17 protein-coding genes and 1 other annotated feature are annotated in these 19,361 nt (G+C 41.5%); of the genes, 12 read left to right on the top strand and 5 right to left on the bottom strand.

Annotated features, from left to right (window positions below; translation table 11 throughout):
• The first annotated feature begins 26 nt into the window (after positions 1–26).
• Together prfB and NST09_RS16420 are read left to right on the top strand one after the other, a co-directional pair.
• Positions 27–1,128, top strand: a protein-coding gene (gene prfB, locus NST09_RS16425; protein WP_098680723.1) for a peptide chain release factor 2 whose coding sequence is annotated in 2 segments (ribosomal slippage) — positions 27–98 and positions 100–1,128 — 1,101 coding nt in all. Because the reading frame shifts where the segments join, the coding sequence is not laid out codon by codon here.
• A 124-nt stretch (positions 1,129–1,252) separates the two neighbouring features.
• Positions 1,253–3,046 carry a M3 family oligoendopeptidase gene (locus NST09_RS16420; RefSeq protein ID WP_342493126.1) on the top strand — a complete coding sequence of 598 codons (1,794 nt, stop codon included), beginning with the start codon at positions 1,253–1,255 and terminating at the stop codon, positions 3,044–3,046.
• A gap of 215 nt (positions 3,047–3,261) precedes the next feature.
• On the opposite strand, the gene NST09_RS16415 is transcribed toward NST09_RS16420, so the two are convergent.
• A complete protein-coding gene (locus NST09_RS16415) occupies positions 3,262–3,996 on the bottom strand; it encodes an alpha/beta family hydrolase (protein ID WP_342493125.1) in 735 nt (244 codons plus the stop codon).
• A gap of 189 nt (positions 3,997–4,185) precedes the next feature.
• On the opposite strand from NST09_RS16415, the gene NST09_RS16410 reads away from it, so the two are divergent.
• From NST09_RS16410 to NST09_RS16390, 5 genes are all read left to right on the top strand, one after another.
• Positions 4,186–5,034: a YitT family protein gene (locus NST09_RS16410; protein ID WP_035389657.1), complete on the top strand. Its 849-nt coding sequence runs from the start codon at positions 4,186–4,188 to the stop codon at positions 5,032–5,034.
• Positions 5,035–5,082: 48 nt separating this feature from the next.
• On the top strand, positions 5,083–5,412 hold the full coding sequence (gene cccB, locus NST09_RS16405) for a cytochrome c551 (RefSeq protein ID WP_007500002.1): 330 nt from the start codon (positions 5,083–5,085) through the stop codon (positions 5,410–5,412).
• Between the two features lie 382 nt (positions 5,413–5,794).
• The gene (ftsE, locus tag NST09_RS16400) at positions 5,795–6,481 is read left to right on the top strand and encodes a cell division ATP-binding protein FtsE (RefSeq protein ID WP_008348229.1); all 687 of its coding nucleotides are present in this window, start codon (positions 5,795–5,797) and stop codon (positions 6,479–6,481) included.
• On the top strand, positions 6,474–7,364 hold the full coding sequence (gene ftsX, locus NST09_RS16395; RefSeq protein WP_017368131.1) for a permease-like cell division protein FtsX: 891 nt from the start codon (positions 6,474–6,476) through the stop codon (positions 7,362–7,364). The genes ftsE and ftsX overlap by 8 nt, the downstream gene beginning before the upstream one ends.
• 114 nt (positions 7,365–7,478) lie before the next feature.
• On the top strand, positions 7,479–8,741 hold the full coding sequence (locus tag NST09_RS16390) for a M23 family metallopeptidase (RefSeq protein ID WP_072367407.1): 1,263 nt from the start codon (positions 7,479–7,481) through the stop codon (positions 8,739–8,741).
• A 48-nt stretch (positions 8,742–8,789) separates the two neighbouring features.
• Here the strand turns inward: NST09_RS16390 and NST09_RS16385 are convergent, their stop codons facing one another.
• A complete protein-coding gene (locus NST09_RS16385) occupies positions 8,790–9,530 on the bottom strand; it encodes a sulfite exporter TauE/SafE family protein (protein ID WP_008348223.1) in 741 nt (246 codons plus the stop codon).
• A 153-nt stretch (positions 9,531–9,683) separates the two neighbouring features.
• On the opposite strand from NST09_RS16385, the gene NST09_RS16380 reads away from it, so the two are divergent.
• From NST09_RS16380 to NST09_RS16370, 3 genes are all read left to right on the top strand, one after another.
• Positions 9,684–11,132, top strand: a complete 1,449-nt coding sequence (locus NST09_RS16380; protein WP_072367409.1) for a S41 family peptidase — start codon at positions 9,684–9,686, stop codon at positions 11,130–11,132.
• Between the two features lie 344 nt (positions 11,133–11,476).
• Positions 11,477–11,830 (top strand): swarming motility protein SwrAA, encoded by a 354-nt coding sequence (locus NST09_RS16375; protein WP_007500014.1) that lies wholly within the window; start codon positions 11,477–11,479, stop codon positions 11,828–11,830.
• Positions 11,831–11,913: 83 nt separating this feature from the next.
• Positions 11,914–13,086, top strand: a complete 1,173-nt coding sequence (locus tag NST09_RS16370) for a PDZ domain-containing protein (protein WP_171465812.1) — start codon at positions 11,914–11,916, stop codon at positions 13,084–13,086.
• A gap of 8 nt (positions 13,087–13,094) precedes the next feature.
• Here the strand turns inward: NST09_RS16370 and NST09_RS16365 are convergent, their stop codons facing one another.
• Positions 13,095–13,460, bottom strand: coding sequence for a winged helix-turn-helix transcriptional regulator (locus NST09_RS16365; RefSeq protein ID WP_017357877.1), 366 nt, complete (start codon positions 13,458–13,460; stop codon positions 13,095–13,097).
• A gap of 221 nt (positions 13,461–13,681) precedes the next feature.
• Between NST09_RS16365 and NST09_RS16360 the strand changes: the two genes are divergently transcribed.
• Together NST09_RS16360 and NST09_RS16355 are read left to right on the top strand one after the other, a co-directional pair.
• Entirely contained in the window at positions 13,682–14,356 is a 675-nt protein-coding gene (locus NST09_RS16360; protein ID WP_008348217.1) for an NAD(P)H-dependent oxidoreductase, read from the top strand.
• Between the two features lie 91 nt (positions 14,357–14,447).
• Positions 14,448–14,672: a binding site (T-box leader), on the top strand.
• A gap of 75 nt (positions 14,673–14,747) precedes the next feature.
• Positions 14,748–16,097, top strand: coding sequence for an amino acid permease (locus NST09_RS16355; RefSeq protein ID WP_008348215.1), 1,350 nt, complete (start codon positions 14,748–14,750; stop codon positions 16,095–16,097).
• 48 nt (positions 16,098–16,145) lie between these two features.
• Here NST09_RS16355 and NST09_RS16350 read toward each other — a convergent pair whose 3' ends face one another.
• The gene (locus NST09_RS16350; RefSeq protein WP_008348213.1) at positions 16,146–17,138 is read right to left on the bottom strand and encodes a glycosyltransferase family 2 protein; all 993 of its coding nucleotides are present in this window, start codon (positions 17,136–17,138) and stop codon (positions 16,146–16,148) included.
• A 31-nt stretch (positions 17,139–17,169) separates the two neighbouring features.
• Positions 17,170–19,293 (bottom strand): glycosyltransferase family 39 protein, encoded by a 2,124-nt coding sequence (locus NST09_RS16345; protein ID WP_342493124.1) that lies wholly within the window; start codon positions 19,291–19,293, stop codon positions 17,170–17,172.
• Positions 19,294–19,361: the final 68 nt, after the last annotated feature.

Genomic DNA, 19,361 nt, shown 5'->3' with positions numbered 1-19,361 from the left:
CCCCATACATCTATGAGGTGAAGGATATGGAATTAGTAGAAATTAGACAAGAGCTTGAAAATATGGCTAGCAGGCTAGCTGATTTTAGGGGGTCTCTTTGACCTCGATACAAAAGAAGCGAAAATTGCAGAGCTTGAGGCCACGATGTCAGAGGCTGACTTTTGGAATGACCAGCAAAAAGCGCAAGGTGTCATTAATGAAGCCAATGCACTGAAGGATTATGTGAATACATATCATGAGCTCAGTGAATCTCATGATGAGCTGCAAATGACGCATGATTTATTAAAAGAAGACTACGATGAGGATCTTCATGCAGAGCTTGAAAAAGAGCTGAAGAACTTAACAAAACAATTTAACGAGTTTGAATTGCAGCTTCTTTTAAGTGAACCGTATGACAAAAACAATGCCATTCTTGAGCTTCACCCGGGTGCAGGTGGAACGGAATCACAGGACTGGGGATCGATGCTCCTCAGAATGTATACCCGCTGGGCAGAGCGCAGAGGTTTTAAGGTTGAAACCCTTGATTATCTTCCAGGGGATGAAGCGGGAATTAAGTCTGTGACATTGCTGATTAAAGGACATAACGCTTACGGTTACTTAAAAGCAGAAAAAGGTGTCCATCGTTTAGTCCGTATTTCTCCATTTGATTCATCTGGCCGTAGACATACATCTTTCGTTTCCTGTGATGTCATGCCAGAATTTAATGAAGAAATTGATATCGATATTCGTACAGAGGATATTAAGGTGGATACGTATCGTGCAAGTGGTGCAGGGGGGCAGCACGTCAATACGACGGACTCTGCGGTTCGTATCACACACATCCCAACAAATGTCGTCGTGACGTGCCAAACGGAAAGATCCCAAATCAAAAACAGAGAACGTGCAATGAAAATGCTGAAGTCTAAGCTTTATCAAAAACGGATCGAAGAACAACAGGCGGAATTGGATGAAATCAGAGGAGAACAGAAAGAAATTGGCTGGGGAAGCCAAATTCGCTCGTATGTTTTCCACCCATATTCTCTTGTGAAAGACCATCGTACCAACACGGAGATGGGAAATGTTCAAGCGGTGATGGATGGAGATTTAGATTCCTTTATCGATGCGTATTTACGTTCAAAATTATCATAAAAACTCGGCTTCTTGCCGGGTTTTTTTAATTGTGAGAAAATATAATGAATATAAAGGAATACATATGCCATACTGACTCTATATCCTTTGTATGATGAAATTAGCAATTAAAGGGGGAAATAATTTGGGATTAAAACCATTACAAGAGACGTGGGATTTAGATGCCTTTTTTAAAGGAGGCAGTTCTTCATCAGAATTTATCACATACTTACAGCACATACAGCAGCTATTAGATGAGTTACGACAAAAGGTAGATGCCTTTTCAAAAGAAGATACACAAATTGAAAAAGAGTTAACAGCTGTCCTTGAAACGTATGAAATCACATATAAAAAATTAGCACAAGCAGGTTCATTTGTATCCTGTCTACAATCTCAAAATACAAAGGATATGAAGGCGGGCAGTCTCCGAGGGTCTATTGCCAAGCTGGAAGCTGAATTAGGAACCATTTTAGCAGGGTTTGATCAATCACTTGCTGAGATACCTACTAGCCAGTGGGAAGAATTAATGGATTCAGCCGCTTTCTCAGATGTTCGTTACATATTAAATGAACGAAGAGAACATGTGAAAGATCAACTGCCTGTTGAACAGGAAACACTCATTCAAAAACTAGCAGTAGATGGGTATCATGCGTGGGATGAACTTTATTCTAGCTTGGTGAACAAAATTACCATTCCATTTGAGCAAAATGGTGAAACACAAATGATTTCTGTAGGCCAAGCAGAAAATGCGATGGATGATTCAGACCGTGAAGTGAGAAAAGCCGTCTATCATAATTTAGAACATGCATGGACACAGGATGAACATTTGTTTGCAAGCACACTCAATCATCTCGCTGGTTTTCGTCTACAAGTATATGAAGCCAGAGGATGGGATCATATATTAAAAGAGCCCCTTGATATTTGCCGGATGAAACAAGAGACGCTCGATACAATGTGGTCTGTCATTGATGAACATAAACAGCCATTCATTGATTATTTACAACGTAAAGCTGACATGCTTGGGGTTGATAAACTAAGCTGGTTTGATGTGGGAGCGCCTATTGGAAGTGAGACAAAAACCTATTCTTATCAAGACGCAGCCGCTTTTATTATCAAGCATTTCGCAGGGTTTGGAAAAGAGCTTGCTGCTTTTACTGAAAAAGCTTTTAATGAACGCTGGGTAGAAGCTGAGAATCGCCCAAACAAACGAGTGGGCGGTTTCTGTACGAATTTCCCTGATAGCGGAGAATCACGTATTTTTATGACCTTCTCAGGGACTCCATCCAATGTAGCGACACTAGCACATGAGCTTGGTCATTCGTTCCATCAGGAAGTCATGCAGGATGTTCGGATGTTGAATCGTAAATATGCGATGAATGTAGCTGAAACTGCGTCGACATTCGCAGAAATGATTGTGGCAGATGCTTCATTAAAAGAGGCGGCCAATGAAGAAGAGCGTCTCAGTTTGCTAGAGGATAAGCTGCAGCGCAGTGTGGCATTCTTTATGAATATTCAATCACGCTTCTTATTTGAACAACGCTTTTATGAAGAGCGCAAACAAGGAGAAGTGCCAGCTGACCGCTTGAATGAGTTGATGGTAGAAGCACAGAAGGAAGCCTTTGGTGACTCTTTAGATGAATACCATCCGCATTTCTGGGCGTCTAAACTGCATTTCCATATTACAGGGGTCCCGTTTTATAACTTCCCTTACACCTTCGGGTACATGTTCTCTCTAGGTATTTACGCGAAAGCATTGCAGGCCGGGGCATCATTTGAAGAGAAATATATTGCGCTATTAAAAGATACAGCGTCAATGACTGTAGAAGATTTGGCATATAAGCACCTAGGTGTCGACCTGACTCAAAAAGCATTTTGGGAAGAGGCCATTTCACTGGCTGTGGCAGATGCTGAAGAGTTTTTAGAAGCGACGAAGGTATAAAAAATGAAAAGCTCCCATTACGGGAGCTTCAGCGTGTAGACAAACCCTCGCATTCGTTGTCAGTCCTGCGCTTCGGTGCTCACGAATGTCAAATTCGCTGCGCACCGATGCTCGTCCTTCCTAGGGCTGCAAAGGTTTTCTATCACGCTGAAAAGAAGACAAAGGGCTAAAATCAAGTTCATTTTAGCCCTTTGTCAACAATCTTGCAGCTCCCATTACGGGAGCTTTTTTGCTGGTTTTAACCATTCCAGCATCGTCTGAACGATGTCTTTTTGTTGCGTGAGGACTGGAATGTCTGCAGGCTGATCCCCTTTTTGTTTGCCATACATGCCAAATTGAGCATGATTACCGCCTTTTATCTCATGATATACGGTTTGAGAAGGTAGCTGCTTTTTCGATTTTTTGATTTTTTCTTGTGTCGCCAGCCCATCTTTTTCGCCTGAAATAGATAATACTTGCAAGGAAGCCTGTTTCAAGTCATCTGATGCAGGATAGGAGGCAAGGAAAAAGAGGCCGTCCAGCTTGCTTTGATTTTTCTCTGCATACATAGCGGCAGCTGTCCCGCCTAGCGAATGTCCGCCAATGTACCAATGCTTGATGGCTGGATGACTTTTGAGGATATCCTCTGCCTTCTTCGTATTAAAAATCGCGAAGGAAAATGGCATGTCTGGGATAAAGACCGAATAGCCTTTCTTCATCAGCGCATTCCCTAGATGGGCATACGCAAGAGGTTCAACTTTTGCCCCAGGATAGAGAATGATGCCAGTATCGCTTTTTGATGCTTCAAATGAATATACCCCATTTTTATGATCGACTTGTTCAATCTTCACCTGCTTTTTTAACGCTTCCGATGGTCCATATGTAAAGCGGCTCCATGTATAGAAAGCACCAAAAGCTAAGATGATGAGTGCAAGTAATGTAATACCGGTGATCTTCAATATTTTCTTCATCGTATGTCCCTTCTTTCTCATGTACATATTAAATATACCATCATTTACTCTTCTGCCAAACGGCAAGTACGCTGATCCGGCTGTGTGATAAAGTATTAATCCATTAGCACTGCATTTGGCTGTTATTTACAATCTGAATGAGAGGGCTTAAAATAGGTGTGCATTCAGAAGTAACGGAGGAAGAAAGACATGAAGCAGGAACATTCTCAACTTTGGATTGAAGTGAAAAATTATGTACTCATTTTAATAGGATCAGCCATCGTGGCGGTTGGCTTTAATACGTTATTATTACCAAATCAGATTGCTGCTGGCGGTGTGAGTGGAATCAGTACCATTATGCAGTCATTCGGTTTTGAAGCTGCATATGTACAATGGGGCCTCAATATTCCGCTCTTTATCGCAGGCTTTTATTTATTAGGTGGAACATTTGGGGTAAAAACGCTCGTTGGTTCTGTCTTTTTACCTTTAATGGTGTTCTTAACAAGACACATTGCTCCTGTCACCCATGAAGCACTGCTCGCCGCAATATTTGGCGGTGTAGTGATTGGGATCGGAATTGGGCTCGTTTTCCTCGGCAATGGTTCAACGGGAGGAACGGCACTTGCGGCCAAAATCATCAATAAATATACAGGGCTGACGTTAGGTACTTGTTTAGCGATGATGGACGGTTTGATTGTTTTGGCGGCCATGACTGTTTTTGGGATTGAAGAAGGACTGTACGCTGTGATCGGAGTGTTCATTTCTAGTAAGACGATTGATGTCGTGCAGGCTGGCTTTAGTCACTCGAAGATGGCCATGATTATTACGGGTCATGAGGATGAGGTCAGACAGGCGGTGTTTGATCAAATTGATCGTGGTGTAACGAAGATATCAGCAGTAGGTGGGTACACCGACCATGACCGGCCTATTTTAATGTGTGTGGTAGGGCAGTCACAATTCACAAAGTTGAAACAAGTGGTAAAAGCGATCGATGCATCAGCGTTTGTCATCGTCATGGATGCAAAAGAGGTGCTTGGTGAGGGTTTTAAAAGGGCGTAAACAAGGATATAATAACGTTGACCAAATGATTGTAAGGGAGGGAAATACATGAAAAAGAGCGGATTAACGCTTCTTTTTGTCGCTATGCTTTTTGTACTTGCGGCCTGCGGAGGAAATTCAAGCAGCAGTGACAAAGAAGGCAGTAAAAGTGCTTCAAATGTGAGTAGTGGTGAAGAGATTTATCAGCAAAACTGTATTGGCTGTCATGGAAAAGACTTATCTGGCGGAGGCGGACCAAGCCTGAAAGAAGTCGGGAAGAAATATAATGAAAGCCAAATTGCAGATATTGCCCAGAACGGTAAAGGATCTATGCCAAGCGGAATGGTAGATGAAAAACAAGCAAAAGAAGTCGCCAAGTGGCTTGCAGAGAAAAAATAAAACCTTTGTCTAATCGACAAGGTTTTTTTATTTTCTATTTGTAGAAAAAGACTTTTGGATAGTATGAAAACGTATTATATTAAATTTTATTTAAAAAATAAGGGTAAAAAGACACGTTTTTCGGTTTTTGTTGCTCTATTTACCTTTTATTTATAAGTTTTGAAATATAAATGTAATACCATTGCGTCGATTCATGACGTATAATTGGAGTTGTTGAAATTTAGACGATTCAATTTTTTCATCTTTTTGGATGAAAAGGACATAAATTGCTTGTGCGTATCGAAGGGTATGTGCGTGACCATACATAACGTTTTTTGACGAGAAGTGTCAGAACATCATGATAAGCTGTTTGACAGCGAATAAGAAAAGATTAGGTGATTACATGATTGAAATGAAGGAAGTCTATAAGATCTATCCTAATGGCGTAAAGGCGATCAATGGAATCAATGTCTCTATCCATCCAGGAGAGTTTGTGTATGTTGTTGGTCCCAGTGGCGCTGGTAAATCCACGTTCATTAAAATGATGTATCGTGAAGAGAAACCAACAAAAGGGAAAATCTTAATTAATAACAAAGATTTAGGCTCGATGAAGGAAAAAGAAATTCCTTATGTGAGAAGAGAAATTGGCGTAGTATTCCAAGATTTCAAACTGCTTCCAAGTCTTACGGTCTTTGAGAACGTGGCATTTGCTCTTGAAGTCATTGGTGAACAGCCAAGTATTATTAAGAAAAAAGTGCTTGAGGTACTTGATTTGGTGCAATTAAAGCACAAAGCTCGTCAATTTCCAGATCAGCTTTCCGGCGGTGAACAGCAGCGTGTATCGATCGCTCGTTCGATCGTCAATCATCCTGAGGTTGTCATTGCAGACGAACCGACAGGAAACCTTGATCCAGATACTTCATGGGAAATCATGAAGACACTCGAAGAGATTAATAACCGCGGAACAACAGTCGTCATGGCGACACACAACAAAGAGATTGTAAACAGCATGAAGAAACGCGTCATCGCAATCGAAGATGGAATGATTGTGCGTGACGAAGCAAGAGGGGAGTACGGAATTTATGATTAAAACTCTCTCGCGGCATTTACGTGAGAGCTTCCGTTCACTTGGAAGAAACACGTGGATGACATTTGCATCAATTAGTGCGGTCACTGTCACATTGATTTTAGTTGGGGTTTTTCTTGTTATTATGCTCAACTTGAATAACATGGCATCGAACGCTGAGAAAGAAGTAGAAGTAAAAGTTCTCATTGATTTAACTGCGAATCAAAAGCAGCAGGATGAATTAAAAGCAGAAATTGAGAAGATTCCTGAAATCAGTGATGTGAAATATTCATCCAAGGATGATGAACTAAAAGCACTGATTAAAAGCTTTGGTGAAAATGGACAATCTATGGGATTGGTTGATCAAGAAAATCCATTGAATGATGCGTTTATTGTGAAAACAACAGATCCCCACGATACACCAAAAGTAGCGAAGAAATTAGAAAACCTAAAAGGGACGTATAAAGTCACTTATGGAAAAGAAGAGGTCAGCCGACTCTTTAATGTTGTCGGAGTGGCGCGTAATGTCGGCATCGCACTTATTATTGGGCTTTTATTTACAGCGATGTTCTTGATTTCCAATACGATCAAAATTACGATTTTTGCTAGACGTAAAGAAATTGAGATTATGAAACTAGTAGGTGCAACGAACTGGTTTATCCGCTGGCCGTTCTTCATCGAAGGATTACTACTTGGTGTATTTGGCTCGATTATACCAATCGCTGTATTGCTTGGCACGTATCAATATGCTGTCGGCTGGGTGGCGCCAAGGGTACAAGGTTCATTTATTTCAATGCTTCCATACAATCCGTTTGTCTATCAAGTATCACTGGTCCTTCTATTGATCGGTGCCATTATCGGTGTGTGGGGAAGTTTAACGTCCATCCGTAAATTCTTGAAAGTATAAATCTATTTATATTGATGGCAGCACTCGAGGATTCTATAGAAGATGTGACCGGTTGATCCAAATCATCCGGTCGACTCTTCATGCAGGCAGTTGTCATGGGAGGGGAATATCGTTTTGAAAAGAAAGCTGATGATGGCTGGAATGGCAGCGTTTATTGGAACAACGTGGCTATACATTCCAGGGAACGAAAATCGTGCATTCGCATACGAAGACCTAGATCAAAAACGTCAACAAATTGAAGAGAAAACATCGAAGACTGAATCAACCTTGAAGAAAAAGAAATCAGAACTGGCAAAGCTTGAAAAGAAAGAATCAAAGCTAAAGCAAGAAATTGAAAAAATTGACCAAAAAGTAAGTGCCGCAACTGAAAAAGTCGCTGAAAAAGAAAAAGAGGTCAAACAGACGAAACAACAGATCAAAAAACTAAAAAAAGAGATTGAAGTCATCAACGAGCGAATTGAAAAGAGAAAAGCGATTTTCAAAGATCGAATTCGTTCTATGCAAAAAAGTGGCGGTACAATCAACTATTTAGATGTGCTGCTAGGTGCTCGTAGCTTTAGTGATTTTGTCAGTCGTGTGGGAGCTGTTACAACCATCGTCGAAGCAGATAAAGACATGATTACAGAACACGAAAATGATTTGGAGCTAGTGGAGCAAAAAGAAGCAGAGCTAAATAAACAGCTAAGTGGACTTGAAACATCTTTGAAAGAGCTTGAAACGTTGAAAAAGGACCTATCTAAACAGCAAAAAGAAAAAGGAAAAGTCCTTGGTCATGTAACGGAAGAAAAAGAACATGCACATGATGAACTAGGAAAGCTTGAAAATGAACAAGAAATTCTAGCGAATCAGAAAGCGGCGGTAAAGTCTGAAGAGGCACGCCGTCAAAAAGAAGAAGCGAAGAAAGCAGAACAAGCAGCTGCTGAAAAAAGTGCACCTGCACCAAGTGGAGGATCTGATCAAGTGTCAGATACACCAGCAAGTAGCTCAGGTTTCATTAAACCAGCTGCAGGCCGTTTCTCATCAGGCTTTGGCGGGCGTTCTGGCGGACAGCACTACGGATTAGATATCGCTGCAAAAGGCACTGTATCTGTCGTTGCAGCCGCATCTGGCACAGTCACGAACTCAAGCTACTCGTCGAGTTATGGGAATGTGGTGTTCATTACACATAACATCAATGGCCAAACGTATCAAACGGTATACGCTCATCTTTCAACAAGAAGTGTGTCAACAGGTCAAAGAGTCGAGCAAGGTCAATTCCTTGGATATATGGGCAACACAGGTCAGTCTTATGGCCAGCATCTTCATTTTGAAATTCATAAAGGATTATGGAATGGCGCGAAATCAAATGCAGTCAATCCAGCACAATATATCCGCTGACAAAAAGCCGATAACATGATGTTATCGGCTTTTTTCATGTAGATGAAATTAAAATAACAGCAGTAATCCGGCAATAATAGGTGTTAAAAGCACAGCGGATTTTAATAACAGTTTTGGCGCAAGGCGTGTAAATTTTGCCCCAATAAAAGCCCCTAATACGGTACCGATTAAGATCTGAACGAGCAGGATAAAGTCAACATAGCCTTCTGAAATATAACCAATTCCACCGCCAATAGAGATTGGAATAATCACTAGCATCGTTGTGCCAACAGCTTGTCTAATAGACAGCTTCAGCAAAATCAAAAGCCCCACTTGAATAAATGGTGCTGATCCAATACCGAACATCCCTGAAAGCATCCCTGATACAAGGCCTAATATAATGCCCCTGATCAGCAATTGGCGTGAAGAAAGCGGCTGCTGCTCAGCATCTTCTTTTAGGACAAACAATTTGATCATCATAAAAACAGCAGATAAAAAGAGCATACCAGCTGTTAAATAGTGCAGGCTATCCTCTGGAATAAAAGGAGCCACTTTTGCTCCGGCAAATGAAGCAATACAAGCTAGTGCACCGACAATCAAACCTGATTTGAGCTGGATATTTCCTTCCCGGTAGTGGCTGTATGCACCAGATAAAGTCGTAAATGCCATAGCAGCTAAAGATGTCCCAAGTGCAGTATGGATTGGTACATCAAAGATTAACGTCAGCAATGCGATGACAAAACCAGCCCCGCCAGCTCCTACAAACCCTAGTAAAATTCCTAATAAAAGCATCGTCAATATAATATACATAGCGAAGACTCCTTCTCGATCGTAACAAAATAAAAATTACACCTAATGAAATGATTAGTCAAGCCTCCTTAGGAGAATGTCTTTACATGAAATCCCTTCTTCTGGCATATAATAACTCAGGTCATCAGGAAGAGTTGAAGAAGGAGGCCAAATATGAAAAAACAAATCGCATCCATCATGGCAAGTGTCATTCTCATCATCAGTGCAGGGGTTGTGACGCATAAAGAGGCGACTCAGGCGGAGTCACCGAAAGCGGCTGCTGCAGTGGCTGGACAAGCTCAATCAAGTGATCGAGCGAAGGAAAACGGAATGGAGAAAATTGAGAAAGCCTATGACCTCATTTCGAATGAATATGTAGAGGAAGTGGATCGTCAAAAGCTGCTTGAAGGTGCCATTCAAGGAATGCTTTCAACCTTAAATGATCCGTATTCAGTATACATGGACAAGCAAACCGCAAAGCAATTTTCGGATTCACTTGATTCCTCATTTGAAGGAATTGGGGCAGAAGTTGGAATGGATGAAGGAAAGATTATCATTGTCTCTGCCTTTAAAAAATCCCCTGCGGCAAAGGCGGGTCTGAAACCGAAAGATGAAATCATCAGCATTGACGGTGAGTCGATGAAAGAAAAAAGCCTAAACGATGCTGTACTGAAAATAAGAGGAAAAAAAGGAACGTCTGTCGCCTTGAAAATCAGACGAAATGGAATTGAAAAAGAGCTAACATTCCATATCAAACGAGAAGAAATCCCGCTTGAAACCGTAACGGCTTCAATGAAAGAGGTCAATGGTCATAAAACAGGCTATATTGCGATCTCTAGCTTCTCTGAAGATACGGCGAAGGATTTCACGGCAAGCTTGAATAAGCTCGAGAAAAAGGGCATGGAAGGCCTTGTGCTGGACGTGAGAGGAAATCCTGGCGGCTATCTACAAAGTGTGGAAGACATTTTAAAACATTTTATCACAAAGGATCAGCCATATATTCAAATTGCAGAACGGAATGGCGATCGAAAACGATATTTTTCAAAACGAAAAGAACAAAAACCATACCCAATCAATGTCTTAATTGATAAAGGAAGTGCATCTGCTTCTGAAATTCTGGCTGGTGCCATGAAAGAAGCAGGGAAGTATGAAGTGGTAGGTGACGTTTCCTTTGGTAAAGGGACTGTGCAGCAGGCGGTACCAATGGGAGATGGAAGTAACATTAAATTAACGCTGTATAAGTGGCTGACACCGAAAGGGAATTGGATTCACAAAAAAGGCGTTGTGCCGACCATTGCGATTCATCAACCAGATTACTTCACCGTTGGCCCGCTCCAGCTGAAAGAACCGCTTCAGCTTGATATGAACAATGAAGAAGTCAGACAAGCACAGACATTGTTAAAAGGGTTATCATTTGACCCTGGCAGAGTAGATGGATATTTTGACGAAGAAACGAAAAAGGCTGTACTCGCATTTCAAAGCACATACAATCTCGAAAAATCAGGCGTGATTGATTTAAAGACAGCGAAAATGATGAACAAGATGGTAGATGAAGTGAAATCTTATGAAAAGAATGATCTTCAGCTGCAAACTGCACTAAAAGCACTATATCTCAAAAAATAAAGAGGCGAATAAATGCCTCTTTTTTTTGGTTCATAAGTGTTACGAACATGTAATAATTTATTCTTAAAAATATATTATATCGAGAAATATATTCATTTATTTTACAAAAAACATAACATTCCTTCGAATTTACCCGATAACATATTTATATAAGAGACTTTCTGTTGATTTAAACATGTCATGAAAATGAAACTTTTGAAAGTTGTATGTTACATAAATAATTCTTACAATAAAAAGTAGCACTCATTTTAAATATTTTATTTTTTGCGGATATTCAGCTTAAGCATTGAGCTGTACCGAGGTTTGCGCTTTTCTTAAAAGAACTAGTAAATGGGGGTACACAATTGAAAAGGGCAAGTATTGTGAGAGAGAAAAAATATTACGAGTTGGTAGAGGAGCTTAAGAGTCGTACGAAAGATGTGACGTTTTCGGCTACAAAGGCATTAAGTCTACTCATGCTGTTAAGCAGGTACTTGGTCAATTACACAACGGTAGAATCAGTCGACGAGATCGATGAAGACTGTGCTGAGATATACTTCAATTATTTAATGGATAATCATAAGAGACTTGGTATAAACTTAACCGACATCAAGAGGTCCATGCAGCTTCTCGGCGGCATACTAGATGTAGATGTAAATCACTATTTAAAAGATTTTTCACTGTCGAATGTCACACTTTGGATGAATCAGGAGAAATAAACCTGATGTCAAGCATCGATTTATTTGATAGAATAAGAGAAAATGCTTGACTTGGGCGGTGAACGATAATGAGCTCGGAGTGGATGGGAGCCGGATTAAAAGCGGTCGGTCTGTTTTTAATCCATCCTCTTTTTTATTTTATGATATTAATCAGCCTATTATATGGCTACATCCGCGTAAAGCGGGAGAGAAAAGCGTTTCAAACAAGAATAGAAGATGTTTACGATGAACTGAAATTTACATATTCAAAGGGATGGGTTCCAGGAATTTGTCTATCGATCATATCTGTAGGCTTAGGGATTTCCCTTCCGCCTGGATTCATCGTGCTGATTGCAGCGATGACCATCGTTTTCTCTTTATTCTTTAAGGCGAGTGCGCTTTCGTCTGCATACACACTCGGTTTCAGTTTTATTGCGGCATTTGGACTGATGTCTGTTCAAGTGAGCCATTCTTGGCTGCCGCAGCTTTCAATGATGAATGCATCAGCCGTTGTGATCCTGTTAGGGCTACTGTTAATGACCGAAGGCATCTTAGCCTATCGAACGGCGCATTTACGTACATCGCCTGCAATGGTGATGAGTGCGAGAGGACTTTTGATCGGCCAGCAGCGAGCAAACCGTCTGTGGCTTCTACCACTTGTTTTGCTGATGCCGGCAGGTGAATGGACTTCTTCTCTGCCATGGTGGCCTGTGCTTCAAGTGCACGATCAAAGCTTTTCATTTATTGTGATCCCGTACATCATCGGCTTTGGCCAGCGTATTCAAGGATCGCTGCCAATTGTGAGTATTCAAATTACGTCACGCCGAATTATGATGCTCGGTCTAGCTGTTGCTGCAGTAGGTGCGGCAAGTATTTGGTTTGAGCCGATTGCGTGGGGAGCTGTTGTTCTAGCGATTGCAGGAAGAGCCTTTTTATCATGGAAGCAGAGGGCGAATGACAACGCTGCACCATTCTTTTTCTCTAAGCGGAATCAAGGGCTTATGGTGCTTGGTATCATTCCGAATACCCCTGCGGCTGATTTAAAGCTTGAGATCGGAGAAATGATTACAAAGGTCAATGGAATCGAGATCAAAACCGTTTCAGAATTTTATGAAGCACTACAAACCAACCGTGCTCTGACAAAGCTTGAGATCATTGGTCTCAATGGTCAGACAAGGTTTGAGAAACGCGCCTCTTACGAAGGGGAGCATCACCAGCTTGGTATCCTGTTTGTGAAGGACGATCCTCAGCAAGAGCCAACGGCGATTTCATCTTAAAAAAGCTGCTAGAGATGGCAGCTTTTTTCTTTTGGGCGCGTTTCTCTCCCATAGGATTCGCCCCATTCACGCATGGCAAAGATAATGGGCTTTAACGTATTTCCAAGAGAAGTCAGTGAATACTCGACACGAGGAGGAACTTCCTCATAGACTTCACGGTGAACAATCCCGTCTTGTTCAAGTTCTCGTAATTGCAACGTCAGGACACGCTGCGAAATTCTTGGCAGAAGCCGGCGTATTTCGTTGTAACGCTTTGGACCGCAAGTCAAATGATAAAGGATGACGCCTTTCCATTTCCCTCCGATGACATTTGTAGTGATAGACACGGGACAGCCATGATTCACAATACTGACTGGATTGGATGGTGCACTCATCTCAACATTCCTTTCTTAAACGAAAATGGTCATAAACGAACATGTTTGTACCTAACGAACAAAAATGTGCGTACTTGAATCAATGGAAGCTTTTCTTTTACCATAGAGATAGGACATCACACATTCGGGTTGTTTGTTTTCCTATCATAACAATTTCTATGAGGGAATGGAAAGAAATTGGATTGTGGGAACACACCTGTTCATTAGAAAGGATGAAGAAAATGCGAGACAAAGAGCAGTTGAAAAAAGAAATCATTGAGGCGTATGAATTCCGTCATGCGACAAAAGAGTTTGACCCAGCGAAAAAGATTCCAGAGGATGATTTTGCATTTATTTTAGAAACAGGAAGACTTTCTCCAAGCTCTGTAGGGTTTGAGCCTTGGAAGTTCCTCGTTGTCCAAAATGAAGCATTTAGAGAAAAATTAAAAGAGTATACATGGGGGGCGCAAAAGCAGCTTCCAACTGCCAGCCATTTTGTGATCATCTTGGCAAGAACAGATGCCCGCTATGATTCAGCATATGCAGAATACATCAACAAGCAAATCAAAGGAATGACAGACGAAACGTTTGAAATGGTCAAGGGGCGCTACAGAGAATTTCAAGAGAACGATCTTCATCTACTAGAAAATGACCGTACATTATTTGATTGGGCTTCAAAACAAACGTATATTGCCTTAGGTAACATGATGACAGCTGCGGCACAGATCGGCATTGATTCATGCCCAGTTGAAGGATTTAGCTACGATCACATCCATCGTATCTTAGAAGAAGAAGGGTTACTGGAGGATGGTCAATACGACATCTCTGTCATGGCAGCCTTTGGTTATCGTGTCACTGAGCCAAAACGCGGCAAAACACGTCGCCCGATGGATGAAGTAGCTGTTTGGATTCGTTAATCGCTGTTTGTCTGAAAAAGGCTGTTGACAATTGCGTGGTTAGTCAGTATATTTAAAAAATAAAATCTTTGACGAATATACAAATTTGACTATAAACGCTTTGACTTGAGAATAGTAAATGAACATCCGTTTTTTAAGAGAGCTGCGGGTCGGTGCAACGCAGTAAAACGAATCATTGAACTCGCTCAAAGAGCGGTAAGACTGAATGAATAGTAAGTCTTTACGTGTGACCTCCGTTATCGGGTTTTAAGTTGGATTCAGCCATGGCTGAATCAATAAGAGTGGTAACGCGGTTGCAAGGTCAGTCGTCTCTTCCAGGAGATGGCTGGCCTTTTTATATGCTTTTATCTCATATTTGTCTGAAGATTCAAATTTAAAGGAGCTATAGAAAATGGAAAAGGAACATGTGCAGTTAAAACGAACAATGACATCAAGGCATATTATGATGCTTGCGCTTGGCGGTGCCATCGGTGCTGGTCTGTTTAAAGGAAGCAGTTCTGCCATTGATATTGCGGGTCCTGCTGTCATTTTGGCATACATGATTGGTGGTCTTATTTTATTATTTATTATGCAAGGACTTGCCGAAATGACCGTTGCACGACCTGGAGCAAGAACATTCCGTGACTTGATTGAACCTGTGTTAGGAAAATATCCGGCCTATTTCTTAGACTGGATCTATTGGAAGATGTGGGTGCTGAACATTGCAGCAGAAGCGATTGTGTCGGCCATCTTTATTCAGTACTGGTTCCCACAAGTGCCAATCTGGATGCTTGTGTTAATCATTTCACTTGTAGTCACAATCATTAATGTTTGCTCAGTCAAAATGTTTGCTGAGACAGAGTATTGGTTGGCTTCTATTAAAATTGCTGTCATCATCTTATTTATTATCATTGGATTTACCATGCTATTTGTCTCATTCGGACAGCATGCAGCACCTGGATTGTCTAACTTAACGGATCACGGTGGATTTTTCCCAAATGGTACTGGCGGATTAATTGCAGCAATGCTGGTTGTCGTGTATTCATATGGTGGGACGGAGATGATTGGGGTTACTTTAGCAGAAACAAAAAACCCTGAAAAAGTCATCCCAAAGGCCATTCAAAGTACGTTTGTACGCATCATCGGTTTTTATGTACTGCCGTTCTTTATCATTGTCAGCTTAATCCCTTGGAATCAAGTAAACAATGAGCAAGTAAGTCCATTTGTGACAGTGTTTGCAACAATCGGAGTACCGTATGCTAGTGACATCATGAATGGTATTATCTTACTAGCGATTTTGTCTTCTATGAACTCTGGATTGTATGCTTCATCACGGGTGCTTTATACACAGGCAATGGATGGCCGTGTATGGAAAGGATTCTCCAAGCTGTCAAAACAGCAGGTGCCTGTTCGAGCCATCCTTGTATGTACATCTACCTTGTATGCAGCTGTATTGATTTCTCTTTTTGTAGGAAGTCAAACATTTAATTACTTAATGGGCTCTTTAAGTTATACAGTTCTATTCATCTGGTTTATCATTGCCGTCGGTCATTTGAAATCTCGAAGCGTCGCACAGCCAGGCGGATATCGCGTGAAGCTGTATCCTTTCACAACGTGGTTTTCAGTTATTGCGATCATGGCCATTTTTGTCGGCGTTGTATTCAATACACCAATTGTTCAAACGCTGGTCACTATGGGCATTTATTTAATCATTACACTTTCTTTCTTTATTAACAGAAAACGGTTTGAAACAGCCGTCTAATTTATTAAAAAGCGTGCAGGACCTTCTGAAGGGTCTCGCACGCTTTTTTTAATGCTGTTTATATTGCTTGAAATGGACAGGGGATTGAACGGGATGTGGCTTTGCCTGAAGGCCATAGCTCTCCCTGACGATATAAAGCGGCCGGTCCTTGGCTTCATCGTAGATTCGGCCGATATACTCCCCGATCATGCCTAACATAAAGAGGATGATCCCACTAAAGAATAGCTGAATGACAATTAATGAACTCCAGCCGGTGATGGTGCTGTTAGTAAAAAGCTTTAAATATAAGACAAGAAACATCGAAATGAAGCCAATAGCTGAAAGGACAATGCCTGCCACGCTGGCCAGCTTTAAAGGTTTGTAAGAAAAAGATGTGATCCCATCCATCGAGAGCTTGAGCATCTTTTTGAGAGGGTACTTTGTTTCTCCTGCCAACCGCTCATCCCGAACATATTCTACTGCAATCTGTTTGAAGCCAACCCAGCTCACTAATCCGCGGACAAATGGGTTTTTCTCGCGTATTTTTCTCATTTCATGACACACTTTACGATCCATCAATCTAAAGTCGCCGGTGTCAATAGGAATATCTACTTCGGTGATTTGACGTAGCACTCGGTAGAAAAGGGAAGCCGTGTACTTTTTGAAAGCTGTTTCGCCTTTTCGTTGCGTGCGGACCGCGTATACGACCTCATAGCCTTCCTTCCATTTTTCAATCATGTCTAAAATCAATTCAGGTGGATCTTGTAAATCCGCATCAATCACTACGACAGCTTCTCCCTTTGCATAATCCATTCCCGCTGTAATGGCAATTTGATGCCCAAAGTTACGAGAAAAATCAATAAGTCTCACATGCGGATCAGTCTGGCAGTACCCTTTAATCAGTTCAGCTGTTCGATCCATACTGCCGTCATTGACGAAGAGAAGCTCATATGCTTCTCCCGTCGAATCCATGACGGTCTTGAGGCGCTGATACGATTCATGGATCACAAGTTCTTCATTATACACTGGGACTACAACAGAGTATTGTATGTTCTTTTCCATCAGTCATCGTTCCTCCCTTTTAATAGATGAATTAATCAACGGATAGTTCATAAAGAGTACCGCTCTCCATTCCGCCCATTCGTCCATTTGACTGATCATTTTGTTTTGATTGTTGGCTGTCAGAGCTGTCTGTTTGCTGGTTCGTTTTGGATGTAGAGCTGTTCTGCCATTTAGAAGTAGATACTTCTTTGCCATTTTTTTGAATCCAAGTGAGAATGTCAGAGCTGCCGCCTCTCATACCAGAAAGATAGAAGTATTTGATTTTGCCGTCTTTAACGAGCTGTTTGAATTCATTAAGCGTGAGAATGTTATCAGATCCACTAAATCCACCTAATGCCATAACAGCTTTTCCTGTTTTAATAATGTAAGGCGAAGCAGTGGTTGCATCTGTTGTCCCGAATAGGAATTCTTCTCCCGTATTGTTTTTTTCAAGATAGCTGATCAGCTTTTCATTGACTTGTGAACTCATGCTGCCACTTGAAGTTGCAAGCTGAGGACCAGCCTCTGGCAGCATACTGTTTCCTCCGTAAAGAAGAGGTGTGCTTGCCCAGTATAGGGGTGCGATCAGCATCCCTAGGATGGCAATGAGAGACATGAATTGTTTTAGTTTTTCTTTCCCTTTTATCAAAAGTAGAGAAAGGATCGTTCCAACACCAATGATACCTACTGCGATGCTTAGTGCAAGTCCAATCGTGCTTGTAAAAGTGGATAGGATAAAGATTTCAAATGCGGTTGTGACGAATATCGCAATTGGAAGCAACCATTTTTTAAAGCCAGTTCCTGTTTGGAACAATTGAGTCATAGAAACCCATCCTGCTCCTGCTAATACAGCAATTGGCGGTGCCAGCATGATTAAATAATAGTGATGGAAGAATCCTGCGACACTGAAAAATGCAGCAACAGGTATAAGCCAAGCTAACCAAAATAGTGTTTCTTTTTGTTTTGTATTGAGACGTCTTCTTTCAAAGGCTGTCGAGAAGAAGATACCAATCGCACCGAAGAGCGCAAATGGAAGCAGCCAGCTGATTTGATCGGATAGTTCAGATTGGAACAGACGTAATGGCCCTTTTGTTCCTGTTCCAAACATGCCAGAACCACTTCCCATTTTTCCGCCCCCACCATTTGGCGGTCCATCACCATTACCGCCTGAAGGCATATCAGGTGGTGTTGAGCCGTTTGCACTGCTTGGTGGTCCTTGCATGGAAGGCTGTTCCTGACTGGATGATTGGTTTGAATTGTCTGAGTTGTTTTGAGTTCCATTTGATGGCGGCTGAGGCATGGTGGATGAATTATTGTCATTTTGCTGATCACCCTGCTGTGAAGGTGGCTGTCCCTCACCCTGATTTGTGCCGCCTCCTCCGCCAGACTGTTGACCAGTCAACCGCTGCAGACCATTGTAACCAAAGGCTAATTCTAGGGCTGAGTTTGATTGACTTGATCCCATATAAGGACGATTGTCTTTGGAAGTGAGATCAACCGCTATAGACCATGAAGCAGATACACCTAAAAGAACAATCATCGAAATCATCAGCGATAACAACTTTTTCTTCCATGTCGTTCGATAGGCGATGATGTAAAACAGGACGAGAGCCGGTACAATCATATACGCTTGCAGCATTTTTGTATTAAAACCGACACCGATCATTGCAAAAGAAGCAATCGCCCAAAGCACTTTCTGCTGTTTCACAGCCTTGAACATCATGGCTGTTGAGAGTAAAAGAATAAAGACGAGTAAGCTGTCAATGTTATTTGTACGAGATACAGCAACTGCGATTGGTGTACACGCCATAATGAGTGCTGACACTCTTGCAGCAGCCAGGCCAAATGTAGGTTTGACTAGGCGGTAGATTAAATAAACAGATCCAATGCCAGCTAAAGCTTGGGGTAAGATCACACTCCAGCCATGCAGGCCAAAAATTTTGGCACTGATCGTTTGCAGCCAGAAGGCGAGCGGTGGTTTATCCACCGTGACATAACCTGAGGGATCGAACGAAGCAAAGAAGAAATTATGCCAGCTTTGCATCATACTTGTGACCGCCGCTGTATAATAAGCGTTCACCGTATCGTCGTTCCAAATGTTATAAATGTTTAAAATGGCAGATAAAATCAATATGAAAAATAAATAAAGATCAAATTTCTGAAAGCGTCTAATCAAAAGCTTGTCACTCCTTTTTCTTAACTTGAAAAAAGTGTAACAAGCAAATATGAATAAATTGTTAATAA

It is taken from the genome of Bacillus sp. FSL W7-1346, from assembly GCF_038593335.1.
Classification (GTDB): Bacteria; Bacillota; Bacilli; order Bacillales; family Bacillaceae; genus Bacillus; species Bacillus altitudinis.
The sequence above is the reverse complement of the archived record's forward strand: the minus strand, read 5'-3'. Positions and strand labels throughout refer to the sequence as shown.

Excerpts from the sequence above, each read along its gene's own strand:
- ftsX (WP_017368131.1), top strand. The coding sequence starts at position 6,474 with ATGATTAAAACTCTCTCGCGGCATTTACGTGAGAGCTTCCGTTCACTT.
- NST09_RS16380 (WP_072367409.1), top strand. The coding sequence starts at position 9,684 with ATGAAAAAACAAATCGCATCCATCATGGCAAGTGTCATTCTCATCATC.
- ftsE (WP_008348229.1), top strand. The coding sequence starts at position 5,795 with ATGATTGAAATGAAGGAAGTCTATAAGATCTATCCTAATGGCGTAAAG.
- cccB (WP_007500002.1), top strand. The coding sequence starts at position 5,083 with ATGAAAAAGAGCGGATTAACGCTTCTTTTTGTCGCTATGCTTTTTGTA.
- NST09_RS16360 (WP_008348217.1), top strand. The coding sequence starts at position 13,682 with ATGCGAGACAAAGAGCAGTTGAAAAAAGAAATCATTGAGGCGTATGAA.
- NST09_RS16355 (WP_008348215.1), top strand. The coding sequence starts at position 14,748 with ATGGAAAAGGAACATGTGCAGTTAAAACGAACAATGACATCAAGGCAT.
- NST09_RS16385 (WP_008348223.1), bottom strand. The coding sequence starts at position 9,530 with ATGTATATTATATTGACGATGCTTTTATTAGGAATTTTACTAGGGTTT.
- NST09_RS16370 (WP_171465812.1), top strand. The coding sequence starts at position 11,914 with ATGGGAGCCGGATTAAAAGCGGTCGGTCTGTTTTTAATCCATCCTCTT.
- NST09_RS16350 (WP_008348213.1), bottom strand. The coding sequence starts at position 17,138 with ATGGAAAAGAACATACAATACTCTGTTGTAGTCCCAGTGTATAATGAA.
- NST09_RS16365 (WP_017357877.1), bottom strand. The coding sequence starts at position 13,460 with ATGAGTGCACCATCCAATCCAGTCAGTATTGTGAATCATGGCTGTCCC.
- NST09_RS16415 (WP_342493125.1), bottom strand. The coding sequence starts at position 3,996 with ATGAAGAAAATATTGAAGATCACCGGTATTACATTACTTGCACTCATC.
- NST09_RS16410 (WP_035389657.1), top strand. The coding sequence starts at position 4,186 with ATGAAGCAGGAACATTCTCAACTTTGGATTGAAGTGAAAAATTATGTA.